Source organism: Mesorhizobium waitakense, assembly GCF_056431085.1.
Map to the genome: position 1 here is coordinate 22,245 of NZ_JBWKME010000097.1, position 16,914 is coordinate 39,158.

16 protein-coding genes are annotated in these 16,914 nt (G+C 63.3%); 11 read left to right on the forward strand and 5 right to left on the reverse strand.

From position 1 onward, the window contains the following. Positions 1-11 precede the first annotated feature (11 nt). Together AC07FD_RS20780 and AC07FD_RS20785 are read right to left on the reverse strand one after the other, a co-directional pair. The gene (locus tag AC07FD_RS20780) at positions 12-2,453 is read right to left on the reverse strand and encodes a GcvT family protein (protein ID WP_478351358.1); all 2,442 of its coding nucleotides are present in this window, start codon (positions 2,451-2,453) and stop codon (positions 12-14) included. Beyond that, positions 2,450-3,337, reverse strand: coding sequence for a phosphotransferase (locus AC07FD_RS20785; RefSeq protein ID WP_478351359.1), 888 nt, complete (start codon positions 3,335-3,337; stop codon positions 2,450-2,452). Before AC07FD_RS20785 ends, AC07FD_RS20780 begins: the two co-directional genes overlap by 4 nt. 428 nt (positions 3,338-3,765) lie before the next feature. On the opposite strand from AC07FD_RS20785, the gene AC07FD_RS20790 reads away from it, so the two are divergent. Then, positions 3,766-4,542 carry a DeoR/GlpR family DNA-binding transcription regulator gene (locus tag AC07FD_RS20790; protein WP_478351360.1) on the forward strand — a complete coding sequence of 259 codons (777 nt, stop codon included), beginning with the start codon at positions 3,766-3,768 and terminating at the stop codon, positions 4,540-4,542. A 92-nt stretch (positions 4,543-4,634) separates the two neighbouring features. On the opposite strand, the gene AC07FD_RS20795 is transcribed toward AC07FD_RS20790, so the two are convergent. Both AC07FD_RS20795 and AC07FD_RS20800 read right to left on the reverse strand, forming a co-directional pair. Continuing rightward, a complete protein-coding gene (locus AC07FD_RS20795) occupies positions 4,635-5,996 on the reverse strand; it encodes a sensor histidine kinase (protein WP_478351361.1) in 1,362 nt (453 codons plus the stop codon). Next, on the reverse strand, positions 5,993-6,667 hold the full coding sequence (locus AC07FD_RS20800) for a response regulator transcription factor (RefSeq protein ID WP_478351362.1): 675 nt from the start codon (positions 6,665-6,667) through the stop codon (positions 5,993-5,995). The genes AC07FD_RS20795 and AC07FD_RS20800 overlap by 4 nt, the downstream gene beginning before the upstream one ends. Before the next feature lie 294 nt (positions 6,668-6,961). Here AC07FD_RS20800 and AC07FD_RS20805 point away from each other — a divergent pair, with 294 nt between their 5' ends. The 3 genes from AC07FD_RS20805 (at position 6,962) to AC07FD_RS20815 (ending at position 9,162) form a co-directional block, all read left to right on the forward strand. Beyond that, a complete protein-coding gene (locus tag AC07FD_RS20805) occupies positions 6,962-7,561 on the forward strand; it encodes a class I SAM-dependent methyltransferase (protein WP_478351363.1) in 600 nt (199 codons plus the stop codon). Further along, on the forward strand, positions 7,558-8,175 hold the full coding sequence (locus AC07FD_RS20810; protein WP_478351364.1) for a DedA family protein: 618 nt from the start codon (positions 7,558-7,560) through the stop codon (positions 8,173-8,175). Before AC07FD_RS20805 ends, AC07FD_RS20810 begins: the two co-directional genes overlap by 4 nt. Positions 8,176-8,256: 81 nt before the next feature. Continuing rightward, positions 8,257-9,162, forward strand: coding sequence for a LysR family transcriptional regulator (locus AC07FD_RS20815; RefSeq protein ID WP_095082657.1), 906 nt, complete (start codon positions 8,257-8,259; stop codon positions 9,160-9,162). A gap of 4 nt (positions 9,163-9,166) precedes the next feature. Here AC07FD_RS20815 and AC07FD_RS20820 read toward each other — a convergent pair whose 3' ends face one another. Continuing rightward, positions 9,167-9,649, reverse strand: a complete 483-nt coding sequence (locus AC07FD_RS20820) for a helix-turn-helix domain-containing protein (protein WP_478351365.1) — start codon at positions 9,647-9,649, stop codon at positions 9,167-9,169. Between the two features lie 76 nt (positions 9,650-9,725). On the opposite strand from AC07FD_RS20820, the gene AC07FD_RS20825 reads away from it, so the two are divergent. From AC07FD_RS20825 to AC07FD_RS20855, 7 genes are all read left to right on the forward strand, one after another. Then, on the forward strand, positions 9,726-10,571 hold the full coding sequence (locus AC07FD_RS20825) for a class I SAM-dependent methyltransferase (protein WP_478351366.1): 846 nt from the start codon (positions 9,726-9,728) through the stop codon (positions 10,569-10,571). A 214-nt stretch (positions 10,572-10,785) separates the two neighbouring features. After that, positions 10,786-11,940: an ABC transporter substrate-binding protein gene (locus AC07FD_RS20830; RefSeq protein WP_478351367.1), complete on the forward strand. Its 1,155-nt coding sequence runs from the start codon at positions 10,786-10,788 to the stop codon at positions 11,938-11,940. 191 nt (positions 11,941-12,131) lie between these two features. Further along, entirely contained in the window at positions 12,132-13,142 is a 1,011-nt protein-coding gene (locus AC07FD_RS20835; protein WP_478351368.1) for an ABC transporter ATP-binding protein, read from the forward strand. Next, complete coding sequence (locus AC07FD_RS20840) at positions 13,139-14,107, forward strand: ABC transporter permease (protein ID WP_478351369.1); 969 nt, start codon at positions 13,139-13,141, stop codon at positions 14,105-14,107. The genes AC07FD_RS20835 and AC07FD_RS20840 overlap by 4 nt, the downstream gene beginning before the upstream one ends. After that, positions 14,097-14,912 (forward strand): ABC transporter permease, encoded by an 816-nt coding sequence (locus AC07FD_RS20845; protein WP_478351370.1) that lies wholly within the window; start codon positions 14,097-14,099, stop codon positions 14,910-14,912. The genes AC07FD_RS20840 and AC07FD_RS20845 overlap by 11 nt, the downstream gene beginning before the upstream one ends. 29 nt (positions 14,913-14,941) lie before the next feature. Continuing rightward, entirely contained in the window at positions 14,942-16,369 is a 1,428-nt protein-coding gene (locus AC07FD_RS20850) for a gamma-aminobutyraldehyde dehydrogenase (RefSeq protein ID WP_478351371.1), read from the forward strand. A 43-nt stretch (positions 16,370-16,412) separates the two neighbouring features. Beyond that, positions 16,413-16,898, forward strand: a complete 486-nt coding sequence (locus tag AC07FD_RS20855; RefSeq protein WP_478351372.1) for an ester cyclase — start codon at positions 16,413-16,415, stop codon at positions 16,896-16,898. The last annotated feature ends 16 nt before the right edge of the window (positions 16,899-16,914 follow it).

Here is a 16,914-nt window from a genome sequence, read left to right on the forward strand (position 1 = left end):
TTGACCCCGATCTACACTTTGACCTTGGCGGCTGTCGGGTCGTACATCGGCTCGAGATGGATTTGGGCCGGCGTCCGCTCCATCGCCACGACCAGTTCATAGTCGCCCGAGGCGAGAAAATCGTCGCTCACCCCGTCGGCGTTGCGCACGTAGCCGTAGCCGATGTTCCGGCTCACCGTGTAGCCATAGCCGCCGCTGGTGAGATAGCCGACCGGCTCGCCATTGCGCAGGATGGTCTCGCGGCCGAGCAGCACGATCTCTGGGTCAGCGACCGTGAAGCCGGCAAAGCGTTTCTTCAAGGCCGCGCCGCTGGTCTTCTCGAGCGCGCGCCGTCCGACGAAATCGGTGTTCTTGCGCAGCTTGACCGCCCAGCCCAAGCCGGCTTCCTGCGGCGTGTCGTTGGGCGTGATGTCGGAGCCCCAGGCGCGATAGCCCTTTTCCAGCCGCAGCGATTCCAGGGCGCGATAGCCGACCGGGCGGATGCCATGCTTCCCACCGGCCGCCATCAGTGCATCGAAGACTTCGCCTGTCGCCGCGATCGGCACATGCAGTTCCCAGCCGAGTTCGCCGACATAGGTGACGCGCAGCGCTCGAATTGTGTGGCCGGCAATGGCAATCTCACGCACATGGCCGAACGGGAAGCTGGTGTTCGACACGTCGGCTTCGGTCACGGCAGACAGCACGTCGCGCGCCCGAGGCCCCATCAGCGACAGCGTGCCGAATTCCTCGGTGACATCGACAAGCGTGGCATCGAGCCCTTCGCCGATATGGTCGCCGATCCATGAGGAATCATGCGTGCGGAACCCGGTGCCGGTGACGATGTAGAATTTCTCCTCGGCCAGCCGCGCCACGGTCAGGTCGGCCTCGATGCCACCGCGTGTGTTGAGAAGCTGCGTGTAGGTCAGCCGGCCGACGGGTTTGCTGACGTCGTTGGCGCAGATCCAGTCCAGCGCCTTCAGTGCGTCGGGCCCGCTCAGTTCGTATTTGGCGAAGGAGGATTGATCGAAGATGCCGACCTTCTCGCGCACGTGCCGGTGTTCCTCGCCGACTGCCGCAAACCAGTTCTGGCGACCCATCGAATAGACATCCTGCGGCTCGACGCCTTCGGGCGCGAACCAGTTCGGCCGTTCCCAGCCAAGCTTCGAGCCGAACACGGCGCGCTGCTGTTTCAGCCTGTTGTAAAGGGGTGAGACGATGCGCGGCCGCCCGCAGGCGTACTCCTCATGCGGGAAGCCGATCGTATAGTGCTTGCCATAGGCTTCCAGCGTGCGGTCGCAGACCCACTGCCGGTCGCGGTGCAGGTTGGAAAAGCGCCTGATGTCGACAACCCACAGGTCGAGCGGCGCTTCGCCGTCGACCACCCACTGCGCCAGCACCCAGCCGGCGCCGCCACCCGAGGCGATGCCGAAGGCGTTGAAGCCGGCGCCAACGAACATATTGGCGCATTCGGGCGCCGCCCCGAGAATGAAATTGCCGTCCGGCGTAAAACTCTCCGGCCCGTTGATCATCTGCTTGACGCCGACGGTTTCGAGCGCCGGCACGCGCGTCATCGCTTGGCGCATATGCTGTTCGAAATGATCGTAATCGTCGTCGAAGAGCCGGAACTCCCAATCGTCAGGCACATCTCCGGTCGTCCAGGCCTGCGGGTTGGGCTCGTAACCGCCCATCACCAGCCCGCCGACCTCCTCCTTGAAATAGGTGCTCCGGTCCGGGTCGCGGATGGTCGGCGCGTCGGTCGCCAGTCCATCGATCTTCTCGGTGATGATGTACTGGTGCTTCACCGGCTGCAGCGGCACGTTGATGCCGGCCATCGCACCCACCTGCCGCGCCCATTGCCCGGCGCAGTTGACCACCTTGTCGCAGGCAATGTCGCCCTTGCTGGTCTGCACCATCGCGATGCGGCCATCCTTCATCTCGAAGCCGGTGACGCGCACATCCTCGAACAGTTTGGCGCCATGCATGCGCGCGCCTTTCGCCAGCGACTGCGTGATGTCCGAAGGGCTCGCCTGGCCGTCGGTCGGGAGCCAGGAAGCGCCGACGAGATCGCCGGTTTCCAGGAGCGGCCACATCGCCTTGACCTCCGCCGGCGACAGCAATTGCATATCCATGCCAAAGCTTTTCGCCGTCGTCGCCAGCCTCTTGTACTCGGTCCAGCGGTCGGCATTGGTGGCGAGCCGCAGGCAGCCGGTCATCTTCCAGCCGGTGGCAAGGCCGGTTTCGGCCTCCAGCCCCTTGTAGAGGTCGACGGAATATTTGAGCACGCGGGTGATCGAGGCCGACGAACGCAACTGGCCGACCAGCCCCGCGGCATGCCAGGTCGAGCCCGAGGTCAGCTTGCCCTGTTCGAGCAGCACCACGTCCGCCTTGTGGTCACGCGCCAGATGATAGGCCGTCGAACAGCCGATGATGCCGCCGCCAATGACGACGATCGCGGCCTGGCTGGGCAATGTCATGATTTCTGTATCCCGTACTTCGTTCTGTAGTTATCGAGCGCGGCTTCGAGCCGCGTCAGGTTCTCCTCGGTGTAGGCGACGTAGTCGATGCCGGGCGCGTCGAGGTAGAGTTCGGACACCATGCTCCACATCGCCTCGCGCAGCAGCGAGGCGCATTGCATGGCCGCGTGCGAGCGGCGGATCGCCTGGTCCGGTTCCTTCATGAAATAGGCGGTCAGGAAGGCAAAGGATTCCTCATCGCTCATACCGGCATTCGAGGCGACGCCGGCAAGGTCGAACATCGCGGTGTTGAAGCCGGCATATTCGAAGTCGATCAGCCATAGCCTGCTGCCGTCGTCAAGAATATTAGCCGGCAAAAGATCGTTGTGACCAAAGACGATCGGCAGCAATTTCTGCGCGCGCTCCAGTTCGTCAGCCAGTGTCAGCAGGCGCGGCAATTCGCTGCGCTTGCGGCTGCCGCCTTCTTCAAGCGTGCGCGCATAGTCGCGAATGACATGGAACACCCAGAACATGAAGCCGGCGCCGGAGACGTGATTGGGCATCTCCCGGTGGAAGCCGCGCATCAGGGCTGCGACACGACCAAGATTGGCGCGCACGTCCTGTGCAAGATAGGTTTTCGCACCAAGAAATTCCGTCACCAGGATGCCCGGTTCGGCATGCAGGACGGCTGGCGCGAAACCGGCGGCATGTGCCGCGCGTGCGGTCATCACCTCACGCTCGCGAAAGACATGATGGAACGGATAGTCCCTGCCGAAGCGCACGACGTGCTTTCCGGCCGCGTCCTTGACCACATAATTGGCGTTGCTGAGACCGCCCGGCAACGGCGCAATCTCGATGTTGCCGGTCCAGCAGGGCAGGGCGCGGATGCGGTCTTCGGCAATCACGGAATCATCCCTGGTTTGCTGAGCGTCGACTCTGCCGAGCGTCGACAAGGGCGCCATGGACAGCCCAACGACAGCGAGGAGAAACAAAAAAACCTCGTCGGTGCGAGACGCCGGGATCGGTATCCCGCACCGCACCGACGAGCCCCTTGGCCAGGTTTTTGACCCCGGCATCCGCCCCCGCGGATCTGAAAATTCCTTGCGCCAGACACGTTCGAAACTGCCTGGTCACTGAGTTGCGGCTCTGCCATCACCCTCCCGTTGCAGCTCCGAACCCGTGTTTGATAGCTCAATTTCACGCCAAGGTTGCCTGCTTGTCAACAAAAAGTTGTGACTTTCTTTGGGTATTTTGCCCGAAAGCACAAGCAATTGCTTTAAAACCGCTCGAATTAGCTTAGAATCGGGCAAAGGGTTAAGTCCGGGAAACCCAAATGGTCCATTCAAAACGACACGGCGAGATCCTGCGGCTGCTGCAGGAAGAGGGGACCGTCACCATCGCCAGCCTGGCCGATCGGCTGGGCGTTTCACTCGAGACCGTGCGCCGTGACGTCAAGCCGCTCACCGGCGACGGCTCCGTCCTCAAGATGCACGGCGCCATCGGCCTGCCGTCGATGATCGGCGAAGCGCCGTTTGAACGGCGCATGCGCGAGAATGCCGATGCCAAGCGGATCATTGCCCGCATGGTCGCCGGCACCATCCGCGACGGTGAATCGATCATGCTCGACACCGGCACGACGACCTCGTTCCTGGCCCGTGAACTGCTCGGCCACCGTCGGCTGACCGTCGTCACCAACTCGTCGGACATCGCCCGCACGCTGGCCACCGTCAACGGCAACAAGGTCTACATGGCCGGAGGCGAATTGCGCAGCGATTCAGGCGCTGCCTTCGGGGCCTCGGCCATCGATTTCGTCAGCCGTTTCTCGGTCAGCCATGCCATTATCTCCACCGGCGCCATCGATGCGGTGATGGGCGTCATGGACTACGATCTGGAAGAGGCCGAGTTCGCCCGCATGGTGCTGTCGCGCGGCCAGCGTTCGCTCGTCATCACCGATCACAGCAAGTTCGGCCGCCATGGTCTGGTTCAGGTCTGCAGCTTCGACGGTTTTTCCGAACTCGCCACCGATCGGTCGCCATCACGCGACATTGCCGCCGCCCTGTCGCAAGCCGGCGCGCGGCTCAGCATTGCCGGTGGCGCAGCCGGGTTCTAGAATCCGCAAGAGCCTGGCCGAACATTAGCAATTGGTGGACGCATACGGATCTCAAACGCGCTGCTATGCGCGGTGGCCGCCTGCGGACATGCCTATGCCGGCAGAGCGCGAAAAGTGATCCTGAAGCAGGCGCCGCTCGGTCTGCCGTCGAGGATATCGATCCGCCCGCCATGCAATTGCATGATTTCCTGCACCAGGTTGAGGCCAAGCCCGGCGCCATGATCCTGCGGGCGCAACCGGTAGAAGGGCTCGAAGATGCGCTCCCGCTCGCCCGGTGGCACGCCGCCGCCTTCGTCCCGCACCTCGATGATGGCTGGCGCGGTGACGGCGACAGTGATCTTGCCGATGCGGCCGCCATGCTCGATCGCGTTCTGGACCAGATTGGTGACGGCGCGTTCGATTGCGGTGCGGTCGCCGGTGGCGAGAACCGTCTCTCTCGCCGGTTCGAACGACATCTCGTATCCGGCCGAAAATGCCATCGGCGCAAGGTCGACAATGACCCCGCGGGCGATCGCCACAAGGTCCACCTTTTCAAAAACCGCCGCCTGCCGGTCGAGGCGTTGCAGGTCGAGCAACTGGTCGGTTAGCGTCGAAAGCCTGGCTGCATCCTGCAGCAGCCGCGCCCGCTCCGGTGTCGCCGGCAATGAGGCAAGGCGCGTGTTGAGGATGGCGACCGGCGTTCGGAGCTCATGTGCCGCGTCGGTCAGGAAACGCTGGTGGCGCTCATAGCCCTTGTCGAGGCGCGCGAGCGCGGCATTCACTGCCCTTACCAGCGGCGTCACTTCCATAGGCACGTCCTTCAGCGGCAACTGCACACCGCGCTGGTCGATATCGATGCGCTCGGCCTCGGCGGCTGCATGGCCAAGGCCCGAGAGCGCGCCGCGCACCACCCAGGGCGTGGCGAACAGCGTGGCCAGCGCCATCAACCCGGCAAGCGGCAGTATCCCCTGCAGGAAGAATTGTGGCGCCTGCGCGAGCAGGCGCAGGAGCGAAAGTCCGCCCTTGGTGCCGGTCATGATCTGGACATTGCCGGCCGCCGTGTCGGTCCAGCGTATCTTTCCCGCCGGCGGAGCGGCTTGCCCGAGGGCGTGGTCGACACGGGCGTCGCTGATGTTGTCCAGCAGCCCGACGAAGGGCTGGAAGGTGGCAGGCACCGTTCCCTCCTGCAGCCGCCGCCCCTGCTTGTCGCGGATGATGAACCAGAGGTCCGCAACGTTCGACCGCAGCGTCGTCATATCCGGCGTTTCGTTGAGGACAAGCTTGCCGCTTGCATCGCGCGCCACCGCGTCCGCCAGCACGTCCATTGTGCCATCCTCGTAATCATGCGGAATGAGCCCCGTGGCCAGCATTGTGCCGAGAATGCCGACGATGATCAGCGTCAGCATCGCGCATTGCAACAACGCGATGCGCAGCACCAGGCTCCATTTGAGCGAACGCGGGCGCCCGATGCTCATGTCGTCTCGCGCAAAAGATAGCCGACGCCGCGAATGCCGTTGATCGTCACGCCGCTGTTCGCGTCGGCAAGCTTACGGCGCAGGCGCGAAACGTGGGTGTCGAGTGCGTTGGACTGGATCTCGTCGTCGAGGCCGAACACCGCCTCCATCAGCGCCTCGCGCTGTATCATGCGGCCGGTCCGCCGCATCAGCGCCTCCAGCACCAGAAGTTCACGGCGCGGCAGGCCGAGCGGTTCGCCACCGATCGACACCTCGCGATGCCCGACATCGAGAACCAGATGGCCGGCGCGGATGAACTGCGACTGCATCGGCACCGGGCGCCTGAGCAGTGCGCGCAACCGGGCCAGCAATTCCTCGAAGGCGAACGGTTTCGCCAGGTAGTCGTCCGCTCCCATGTCCAGCCCGTCGACCTTGTCCGACGTATCGCCTTTCGCGGTCAGCATCAGCACGGGCGTGGTGTTCTTCGCCGAACGCAGTCTGGGCACCAGCGACAGCCCGTCGCCGTCCGGCAATTGACGGTCGAGCAGGATGGCGTCGTAGCTGTCGGCGGCAACGAAGCCCTCGGCCTCGAGCAAAGAGCCGGCATGGTCGACGACCATGTCATGCCGCTTCAGCGCGGCACGCAGGGCGGCAACCATTTCAGGCTCGTCTTCGACCAACAAGATGCGCATCCATCATCCCTTGAAGAGGTTAGTTGCCTCGGGCGCTACAACGCCAACATTGCGCAAGCATGGCAAAACCCGGCGGTGGCCGTCGACACGCCCTTTCTTTGCATTTGCCGCCTTGCGCAATGTCTCTGCAATCCAGTCGCGGCAAACAGCGCCGGTCGAGTGTCGGCGATTCGCCCGCAGCCGACACTAAGGCGTAGGACCCGGATCGGAACCGATTTCGCGTCCGACGCTGAAACAAAAGCTGCAGATGGCCGCAATCCGGTTGAACCGCAGCGGTCAGGATTGAGGTTGGCTATGCCTGCAAGTGATGCCTTGTCTTTTCTCGTGGCGTGGAGCGTGGCGCCGTTCAGGGTTGGCTCCGTCACGCCGTCCAGTACCAGCCTGGCGGCGCTGATGACGCGCGATATCGGTCCCGACACCGGACCGGTGCTGGAACTTGGCCCCGGAACCGGCCCGTTCACCCGGGCGCTGCTGGGCCGTGGGGTGACTGAAGAGCATTTGACGCTGATCGAATCCGATCCGGATTTCGCCGCGCTGCTCAGGCGGCGCTTTCCCGCGGCCCGGGTTTTCGAAATGGATGCCGTCGGTCTGCGCCATCTGTCGCTGTTCCCCGGGGCGATGGCCTGCGCCGCCGTCAGCGGACTGCCCTTCCGGCTGATTTCACCGCGCAAGACGCTCGCCATTCTCGATGGTGTTTTCGCAAATCTTCGCCCGGGCGGCGCGCTCTATCAGTTCACGCTTGGTCGGCGCTGCCCGTTCGACCAGTCGCTGCTCGATCGGCTTGACCTCGAGGTCACGCGGGTCGGCAATACCTTTCGCAACTTCCCGCCGGCAACGGTCTATCGCATCGCCAGGATCAAGACGATCAGCACCTATGACTGGCGCTTCGCATGACGGGGCCGTTGTCGGTCGTTCTTGGCCTCGGTCTGTTCGGCGTCTTCTGCCTCGCCTTCACCGAAAAGATCCTGCCGGTGCCGCCGTCGCACGTGATGCTGCTGTTCCTTGGCATGACGGCGGCCCCGGATGGCGTGACACTGCTGATCCTGCTGACAGTGACGACGCTTGCCTCCACCAGCGGTTGCCTTGTCTGGTATGCGGTCGGCCGCCGGATCGGATTTGACCGTGCTGGCAGGCTGGTCGAACGCTTCGGCAGATATGTCTTCCTGCGCCCCGCAACCTACCACAAGCTTGGTCAGACTTACCGCCGCAATCATCTCGGGATCTCGCTGTTGGCGCAGTTCATCCCGACGGTGCGCAACTATCTCCCGATCGCGGCCGGCGCACTTTGTCTGCCTGCTTTGCCGTTCGCGGCCACGACGCTGTTCGGCGCCATGCTCTGGAATGCGGGGTTTCTCGTCACCGGTTATCTGCTGCAGGGCAGTGGCCAGGACTCCTTCACTGTCGGCTTCCGCATCATTGTTATTGTCGTGGCGCTGGAGACGGCATTCATGCTTGCGTTGCGTTATGGCCATGCCTGCCGGCGGCGTATCAGGCTGGTGCGAGGCTGAGCTCGCAGCACCAGTCACCAGTCACGGGATAAGCTCTGCCGTCGGCTTTCCTTCCCTTGCGCGCCGGTGTTTAGTCCGGCCATGGCCTTCACCATCCGCCAGTTGCAGTTCTTCATCGCCGTCGCCGAGCAAGGCACGGTGTCGGGTGCCGCGCAGAACCTGTCGATTTCGCAATCCTCGGTCACCGAAGCGATCAAGGAACTCGAAAGCGATCTCGGGGTCGAACTGTTCGAACGCCATCCGCGCGGCCTGAACATCACCCACAAGGGCCACCAGTTCCTGCGCCATGCAACAAAGATCCTTGCCGACGTTTCGGATGCACGCCGCTCTTTCTCCGGCGAACAGGCAGCAGCAGGCGGCCGGCTGCAACTCGGCGTCACCTCGATGGTCGCCGGTTACGTGCTGTCGGATCTTCTTGCCCGTTACCGCCGCGCCTATCCCGGCGTCGAGGTCTCGGCCATCGAGGACAATGGCGACTATCTCGAACATCTCTTGATCGGCGGCAAGCTCGACATTGCCGTCATGGTCACCTCCAACCTGCGCGACCGCACGGCACTGCAGTCGGAAATCCTCGAGGTCTCGGCCTATCGCCTCTGGCTGCCGCTCGGCCACCCGCTCGCCGGCGCCGACATCATCAGCATTGGCGACATCGCCTTCGAGCCGCTGATCATGCTGACCGTCGACGAGATCGAGGAGAACACCGGCAAGCTGCTCACGGCGATCGGCGCCAAGCCGCATGTCGCCTTTCGTACGCGTTCCGTGGAAGCCGTGCGCAGTCTCGTTGCCACCGGCGCCGGCGTGGCGCTGCTGCCCGACCTCGTCTACCGACCCTGGTCGCTGGAGGGCGACCGCATCGAATCGCGCGATATTTCCGGCTCCTTGCCGGTTGTCCAGGTCGGCATGGTCTGGCGCCGCGGGTCCGGTCTGCCGCAGGCGGCGCGCGATTTTATAGGCCTTGCCCAGTCGCAGCGCACGATCCGCCGCTAGTGGCCTACTCCGGCCTGGCGTCGCCAGTCTCGCGCTTGCGCCTTGTGACGGAAACCGCCTCCGCCTTGAACGACCCGATCGGAGCAACCTCGAAGCGGCCAGCGCCGGCAAGCCTGACGGCGCGGCGGAACGGCGGACACTCCATCGGCCGGGCGGCCGGACATCGGGCGGCGTGACGCAAGGCCTCTCGGATCGCGGTCAGGCGCTGGATGGTATGGTCCAGTTCGTTCGCCTTGGCATCCAGGCGCCCTCGATCCATTTTCGGCAGGCCGTCGGGCCTCAGCATCGCGGAAATCTCGTCCAGTGCGAATCCACCGGCGCGTCCAAGCGTGATCAAAGCGAGCCGTTCCAGGACGGCCGGGTCGAACAAGCGGCGCAGGCCGCGACGGCCGATTGAGGCGATGAGGCCCTTCTCCTCATAGTAGCGAAGTGTCGAGGCGGGCACGCCGGTGCGCCGCGACACTTCGGCAATGTCTATATCTTTCATGCTTGACCTCAAGTCGGCTTGAACTCGTACAGTGCTCGCGACGATCAGTGAGAGCAACAGAAAAGCGAGGTCCGTCATGCCGCAATCCGCGCAGCCAAACACACGGCAAGCCGCGCTCTGGAACGACGCCAGCGGAAAAACCTGGGTTGAGATGCAACCGATCCTCGACCAGATACTGGCGCCGTTCGAGCGGCTGGTAGTCGATGCCGGCTATCCCGGAGAAGGGGGCAATGTCCTGGACATCGGCTGCGGCGCCGGCGCCACAACTCTGGCAATGGCGCGTCGCGTGGGCAACGACGGACGTTGTGTTGGGCTCGACATCTCGCAGCCGCTTGTCGCCTTGGCGACGGAGCGCACAGGGGCAGAAGAGGTACCAAACGCAAGTTTTGAAGTGGGCGATGCCCAGACGTATGCGTTCGAATTAGGGGACTTCGACGCTGTTGTCTCGCGTTTTGGTGTCATGTTCTTCGATGATCCCGTGGCCGCGTTCGCCAACATAAGACAGGCCGCAAGCCGCGGTAGCAAACTCGCCTTTGTTGCTTGGCGCAGTCCGGCCGAGAATGATTTCATGACGACCGCCGCGCGAGCGGCTGCGCCTTTCCTGCCCCCCGCACCCGCGCCGGACCCCGATGCGCCGGGGCAGTTTGCTTTTGCCAACGCCGCCAAGGTGAAGCGGATTCTTGAAGCGGGTGGCTGGTCGTCAATCGAAGTCGAACAGGTGGATGTCCAGTGTCGGATCGCCGAAGATGATCTGATAACGTTTGTCACCCGATTAGGGCCGGTCGGCGCCGCGTTACGTGAGGTTGACCGGGCAACGGCCGAAAAAATCACTGCGGTGTTGCCTGCTGCGTTCGCGCCTTTCGTGGAGGACGGTGAGGCTCGCTTCAACGCCGCCTGCTGGCTGGTGACGGCGCTGGCTTGAAGGGGTGTCGGGCTATCGGAAAAACCGATATCGCCTTTCTGATAAATGAATTTGCGAAACCGGAATTTTCAAAGCACTTTCTGTCCAGGGACCAAAGTCGTCACCAGAGCGACATCAAGTCCAACGCACGAGCTGACAGTTTTCAGTCCGCGCGTGACCCCTAGCGAAGACCGAAACCGGCTTTCGGGGTCAGGCGCCAAATGGGAGATCGATGATGAATTCATTCCTGAAGTCATGCACTGCTTTGACGGTCGCGCTGACCTTCTCCGGCCAGGCCGTCGCCCAGGTCAAGGAACTTGGCAAGGGCGAAGGCCAGGTCAACATCGTTGCCTGGCCGGGCTACATCGAACGCGGCGAAACCGACAAGGGCTATGACTGGGTGACCTCCTTCGAGAAGGAGACCGGTTGCAAGGTCAACGTCAAGACCGCCAACACCTCCGACGAGATGGTCTCGCTGATGAACGAGGGCGGCTTCGACCTCGTCACCGCATCGGGCGATGCGTCGCTGCGCCTCGTTGCCGGCAAGCGCGTGCAGCCGATCAACACCGATCTCATCCCGAGCTGGAAGACTGTCGACGAACGGCTGAAGGAAGCCCCTTGGTTCACCGTCGGTGGCGTCCACTATGGCGTTCCCTACCAGTGGGGTCCGAACGTCCTGATGTACAACACCGAGGTGTTCAAGGAAGCGCCCAAGAGCTGGAATATCGTCTTCGAGGAAATGAAGCTGCCGGACGGCAAGTCCAACAAGGGCCGCGTCCAGGCCTATGATGGGCCGATCCATATCGCCGACGCCGCCAATTATCTGATGTTCCACAAGCCGGAACTCGGCATCAAGGATCCCTACGAACTGAACGAGGACCAATATAAGGCAGCGCTCGAACTGCTGCGCGTGCAGCGCACGCTGGTCGGCCGCTACTGGCATGACGCCGCCATCCAGGTCGACGATTTCCAGAACGAAGGCGTCGTCGCTTCCGGCTCGTGGCCGTATCAGGTCAATGCGCTGGTCGCCGCCAAGAAACCGGTCGCGTCGACCGTGCCGGAAGAAGGCGTCACCGGCTGGGCCGACACCACCATGATGGAGGCCGACTCGGCCAACCCCAACTGCGCCTATATGTGGTTGGAACATTCCTTGTCGCCGAAAGTGCAGGGCGATGTCTCGGCCTGGTTCGGTTCGTTGCCGGTCGTGCCGGCTGCCTGCAAGGGCAACGAGCTGTTGACCGACGAAGGCTGCAAGACCAACGGCTACGATAATTTCGACAAGATCAAGTTCTGGAAGACGCCGGTGTCGAAATGCGCCACCGAGAACGACCAGTGCGTGCCCTATTACCGCTGGGTGTCGGACTATATCGGCGTCATCGGTGGACGGTGATTTCGCCTCTTTGCTGAGCTCGGCACCGCCCCTCACCCTTACCCTCTCTCCGTGAAGAACGGGGAGAGGGGATCGCCGGTGTTGGAGCGCTTTCCTTCTCCCCATCACTATATGGGGAGATGGTGCCGGTAGGCGGATGAGGGGCAGCGCAGCCGCCCGAATTTGATGAGCCTGACAGATCAGGACAGCCCATGACCTCTGCCGTTTCCTTCCAGAAAGCCTCGCGCCATTTTGGCAGCGTTCGCGCCGTCGACGCGGTCGATCTTGACATTGCGCCGGGTGAGTTCTTCGCCATGCTCGGGCCGTCCGGTTCCGGCAAGACCACGTGCCTGCGCCTCATCGCCGGCTTCGAGCAGCCGACCTCGGGCTCGATCTCGATCTTCGGCGAACGCGCCGAGGGCGTGCCGCCCTATCGCCGCAACGTCAACACCGTGTTCCAGGACTACGCGCTGTTCCCGCATCTGAGCGTGCTCGACAATGTTGCCTATGGCCTCATGGTCAAGGGCATCGGCAAGGCTGAACGGCACAAGGCGGCTGAAGAGGCGCTGTCGCTGGTGCGGCTGCCCGGCTATGGCGCCCGCCGCCCCGGCCAGCTTTCCGGCGGCCAGCGCCAGCGCGTCGCACTCGCCCGTGCGCTGGTCAACCAGCCCAAGGTGCTGCTGCTCGACGAGCCCCTCGGCGCCCTCGACCTCAAACTGCGCGAGAACATGCAGGAGGAGCTGAAGTCGCTGCAGAAAGTGCTCGGCATCACCTTCGTCTTCGTCACCCACGACCAGGGCGAGGCGCTGTCGATGGCTGACCGCGTCGCTGTCTTCAATGACGGCAAGATCATGCAGATCGGCACGCCGGAGGATATCTACCAGCGGCCGAAGACCCGCTTTGTCGCCGATTTCGTCGGTTCCTCCAACGTGCTGCCGCCGGATTTCGTCCAGCGCTATTGTGGCCAGCATCGCTGGGGCAGCCTGCGGCCTGAATCCATTCGCGTCGGCCGCACGGCCAAGGGGGCGGCAAGTGGCGAAGGCGTTTCCGCTCGCCTTGTCTCGACCAACTATCTCGGCGCCACGACAAAACTCGCGCTCGATGCCGACGGATTGAAACTGCACGCCATCGTGCCGGCCGGCAACACGCTACCCGTGGAAGGCGAGGCGGTCATGCTCACCTTCAACCGCGAGCACCTGCATCTGATGGACGAGCCGGTATGAGCCTCGACGCCGCCATCCCGCGCGCCACGGCGCCCGCCATCCTACCGGGCAGCGGTGGCTTGCGCGGCGCGCTATCGGATCTTTTCTGGCGCAGACCCAAGGTTCTGCTGCTCCTCATGCTGCTGCCGCCGGTTCTGTGGCTCGGCATCGTCTACATAGGCTCGCTGTTCGCGCTGCTGGCGCAAAGCTTTTTCTCCATCGACGAGTTTTCCGGCCTCATCAACCGCCAGTTCACTTTGAAGACGTATGGCGACCTGTTCCAGGCGGCCAATCTCGACATCATCCTGCGCACGGTGACGATGGCGGCGCTGGTCACGCTGGCCTCGGCGATCATTGCCTTTCCGATCGCCTATTACGCGGCACGCTATGCCCGTGGCCGCTGGAAGGCGCTGTTCTATCTCGGCATCATGCTGCCGCTGTGGTCGAGCTACCTGGTCAAGATCTACGCCTGGAAGCTGATCCTGGCCAAGGAAGGCATCCTCACCTGGATGTTCGGCAAGCTGCATCTGCAATGGCTGATTGACGCCTGGCTGTCGCTGCCGGTCGTCGGCGGCAATTCGCTGTCAGTGTCGTTCACCGGCACCTTCATCGTCTTCGTCTATGTCTGGCTGCCGTTCATGATCCTGCCGGTGCAGGCGGCGCTCGAGCGCGTGCCGGGCAATCTGGTCGAGGCCTCGTCCGATTTGGGCGCTTCGCCGGGACAGACCTTCCGCAATGTGCTGTTCCCGCTGGCGCTGCCGGGCATCGTCGCCGGATCGATCTTCACCTTCTCGCTGACGCTCGGCGATTACATCATCCCGCAGATCATCGGCACCTCGCGCCTGTTCATCGGCCAGGCGGTCTATTCGCAGCAAGGCACCGCCGGCAACATCCCGCTCGCCGCCGCCTTCACCGTCGTGCCGATCGTCATCATGGGCTTCTACCTCTGGGGCGCCAAGCGCATGGGGGCCTTCGATGCGCTCTGACGGCTCTCAGTCGGCTCCGCTCAGCCTGAAGATCGCGGCCGCCTGCGGTCTGCTGTTCCTGCATCTGCCGATCCTGCTGATCTTCGTCTACGCCTTCACGACGGAGGAAAAGAGCTTCGTCTGGCCGCCGCCCGGTCTGACCACGCAGTGGTTCGCCGTCACCTGGAACCGGCCGGATGTCTGGCAGGCGCTGTCGCTGTCGGTCAGGGTTGCCGCGATCTCAACGGCGATCGCGTTGGTCCTCGGCACGCTGTGTTCGGCGGCAGTGTCGCGGACCAAATTCTTCGGCCGTGAAACCATCTCGCTGCTGGTCATCCTGCCGATCGCGCTGCCCGGCATCATCACCGGCATCGCGCTGCGCTCGGCCTTTTCGCTGGCCGACATTCCATTCTCGTTCTGGACGATCGTGCTCGGCCACGCCACCTTCTGCGTCGTTGTCGTCTACAACAATGCCGTGGCCCGTTTCCGCCGCACCTCGGGTTCGATGATCGAAGCGTCGATGGATCTCGGCGCCGACGGTTTCCAGACCTTCCGCCATGTTGTGCTGCCCAACATCGCCACCGCGCTGCTCGCCGGTGGAATGCTGGCCTTCGCTCTGTCCTTCGACGAGGTCATCGTCACCACCTTCACCGCCGGCCAGCAGCAGACGCTGCCGATCTGGATGCTGGAAGAGCTGATCCGACCGCGCCAGCGCCCGGTCACCAATGTCGTCGCGATGGTCGTCGTGCTGGTGACGCTGCTGCCGATCCTCGCCGCCTATTACCTAACCCGCGAGGGCGACCAGATCGCCGGTTCGGGCAAGTAAATCCACGAATTCGTAAGGGAGAGACGTCCATGGACACCCAGATGCTGATCGGCTCGAGATTCGAGAAGGGCACCGAAACCGAGGAGCCGATCCTCAATCCAAAGACCGGGGCGACCATTCTCAACCTGCCCGAAGCCAGCCCCGCCCAGATCGAGGCGGCAGTCATGGCCGCCGAACAAGCGTTCGTCTTGTGGTCACGCACCACGCCTGCGCAGCGCTCCGGCTATCTCCTGAAGATCGCCGATCGCATCGAGGCCGACGCGAAGGAATTCGCGACGCTCGAGGCGCTCAATTGCGGCAAGCCGATCAACGCCGTGCTCAATGACGAGATCCCGGCGATCGTCGACTGCTACCGCTTCTTTGCCGGCGCCGTTCGCTCGATGCCAGGCGTCGTCGCCGGCGAATATCTACCTGGCCACACCTCGATGGTGCGTCGCGACGCCATCGGCATCGTCGCCTCGATCGCACCGTGGAACTATCCGCTGATGATGATGGCCTGGAAGCTGGCGCCGGCGATCGCCGGCGGCAACACAGTGGTCTTCAAGCCGTCGGAGCAGACGCCGCTGACGGCGCTGAAGCTGGCAAAAATCCTTGCCGAAATCCTGCCGGAAGGCGTCGTCAATGTCGTGCTCGGCCGCGGCGACAGCGTCGGCAACACGCTGATCAATCACCCCAAGGTCAACATGATCTCGATCACCGGCGATGTCGCCACCGGCAAGAAGGTCTTGCAGGCCGCCGCCAAGTCGGTCAAGCGCACGCATCTCGAACTCGGCGGCAAGGCGCCGGTCATCGTCTTCGATGACGCCGACCTCGGCGCGGTGGTCAGTGGCCTGCGCGCCTTCGGCTATTACAATGCCGGCCAGGACTGCACCGCCGCCTGCCGCATCTATGCCGGCAAGAAGATCTACGACGAGCTCGTCGCCGATCTGTCCTTGGCTGTCTCGACCATCAAGTACAACCGCCCCGACGACAACGAAAACGAGATCGGGCCGCTGATCTCGCGCCGCCAGCGCGACCGTGTCTCGAGCTTCGTCGAGCGCGCCTCGGAACTGAAGCACATCGAGATCACCACCGGCGGCAAGCCGGGCGAGGGCACGGGCTTCTACTACCAGCCGACCGTCGTTGCCGGCGCGCTGCAGGAAGACGAGATCGTTCGCCGCGAGGTGTTCGGCCCGGTCGTCTCGGTCACCCGTTTTTCCGAGGTCGACGAGGCGGTGAACTGGGCCAATGACAGTGGCTATGGCCTAGCGTCATCCGTGTGGACCAAGGATGTCTCGCGCGCCATGGCGACGGCTGCCCGCCTGCAATATGGCTGCACCTGGATCAACACCCACTTCATGCTGACCAACGAGATGCCGCATGGCGGGTTGAAGCAATCCGGCTACGGCAAGGACATGTCGCTCTATGCGCTAGAAGACTACACCGCCGTGCGCCATGTGATGGTTGCTCACGGCTAGCGCACGCAAGCAAGGCAAGCATTCAACAAAGGAGGAAAGAACCATGCATCGCCGCCAATTTCTGACATCCGCAGCTGCCGCCGCCACGCTCTTCGTCGCGGCGCCGTCCCTTGCCGCTGACACCGCGCAATCGGTGGTCGAAGCCTATGTCGCTGCCTGGAACGCCCATGACTCGGCCAAAGCCGCCGGCTATTTTGCCGATGACGTGACCTACTACGATGCCTCGGTCGGCAAACCGGTCAAGGGCAAGGAAGCCGCCAAGACCGGCGTCATCGACAATTTCCTGAAAGCAGTCCCCGACGCCGTGTGGACGATGAAGGGCACGCCCGTCGTGGAGGGCGACCGTGTCTCGTTCGAATGGGAGTTTTCCGGCACCAATACCGGCGCTTGGGCCGACGGCACCGCCGCCACTGGTAAGAAGTTCTCCTTCACCGGCGCCTCGATGTTCTCGATCAAGGACGGCAAGATCGCCACACAGAGCGACTACTACGATGCGCTCGGCTTCTACAAGCAGCTTGGCCTGATGTAGCAGCGCCGTCTGCATC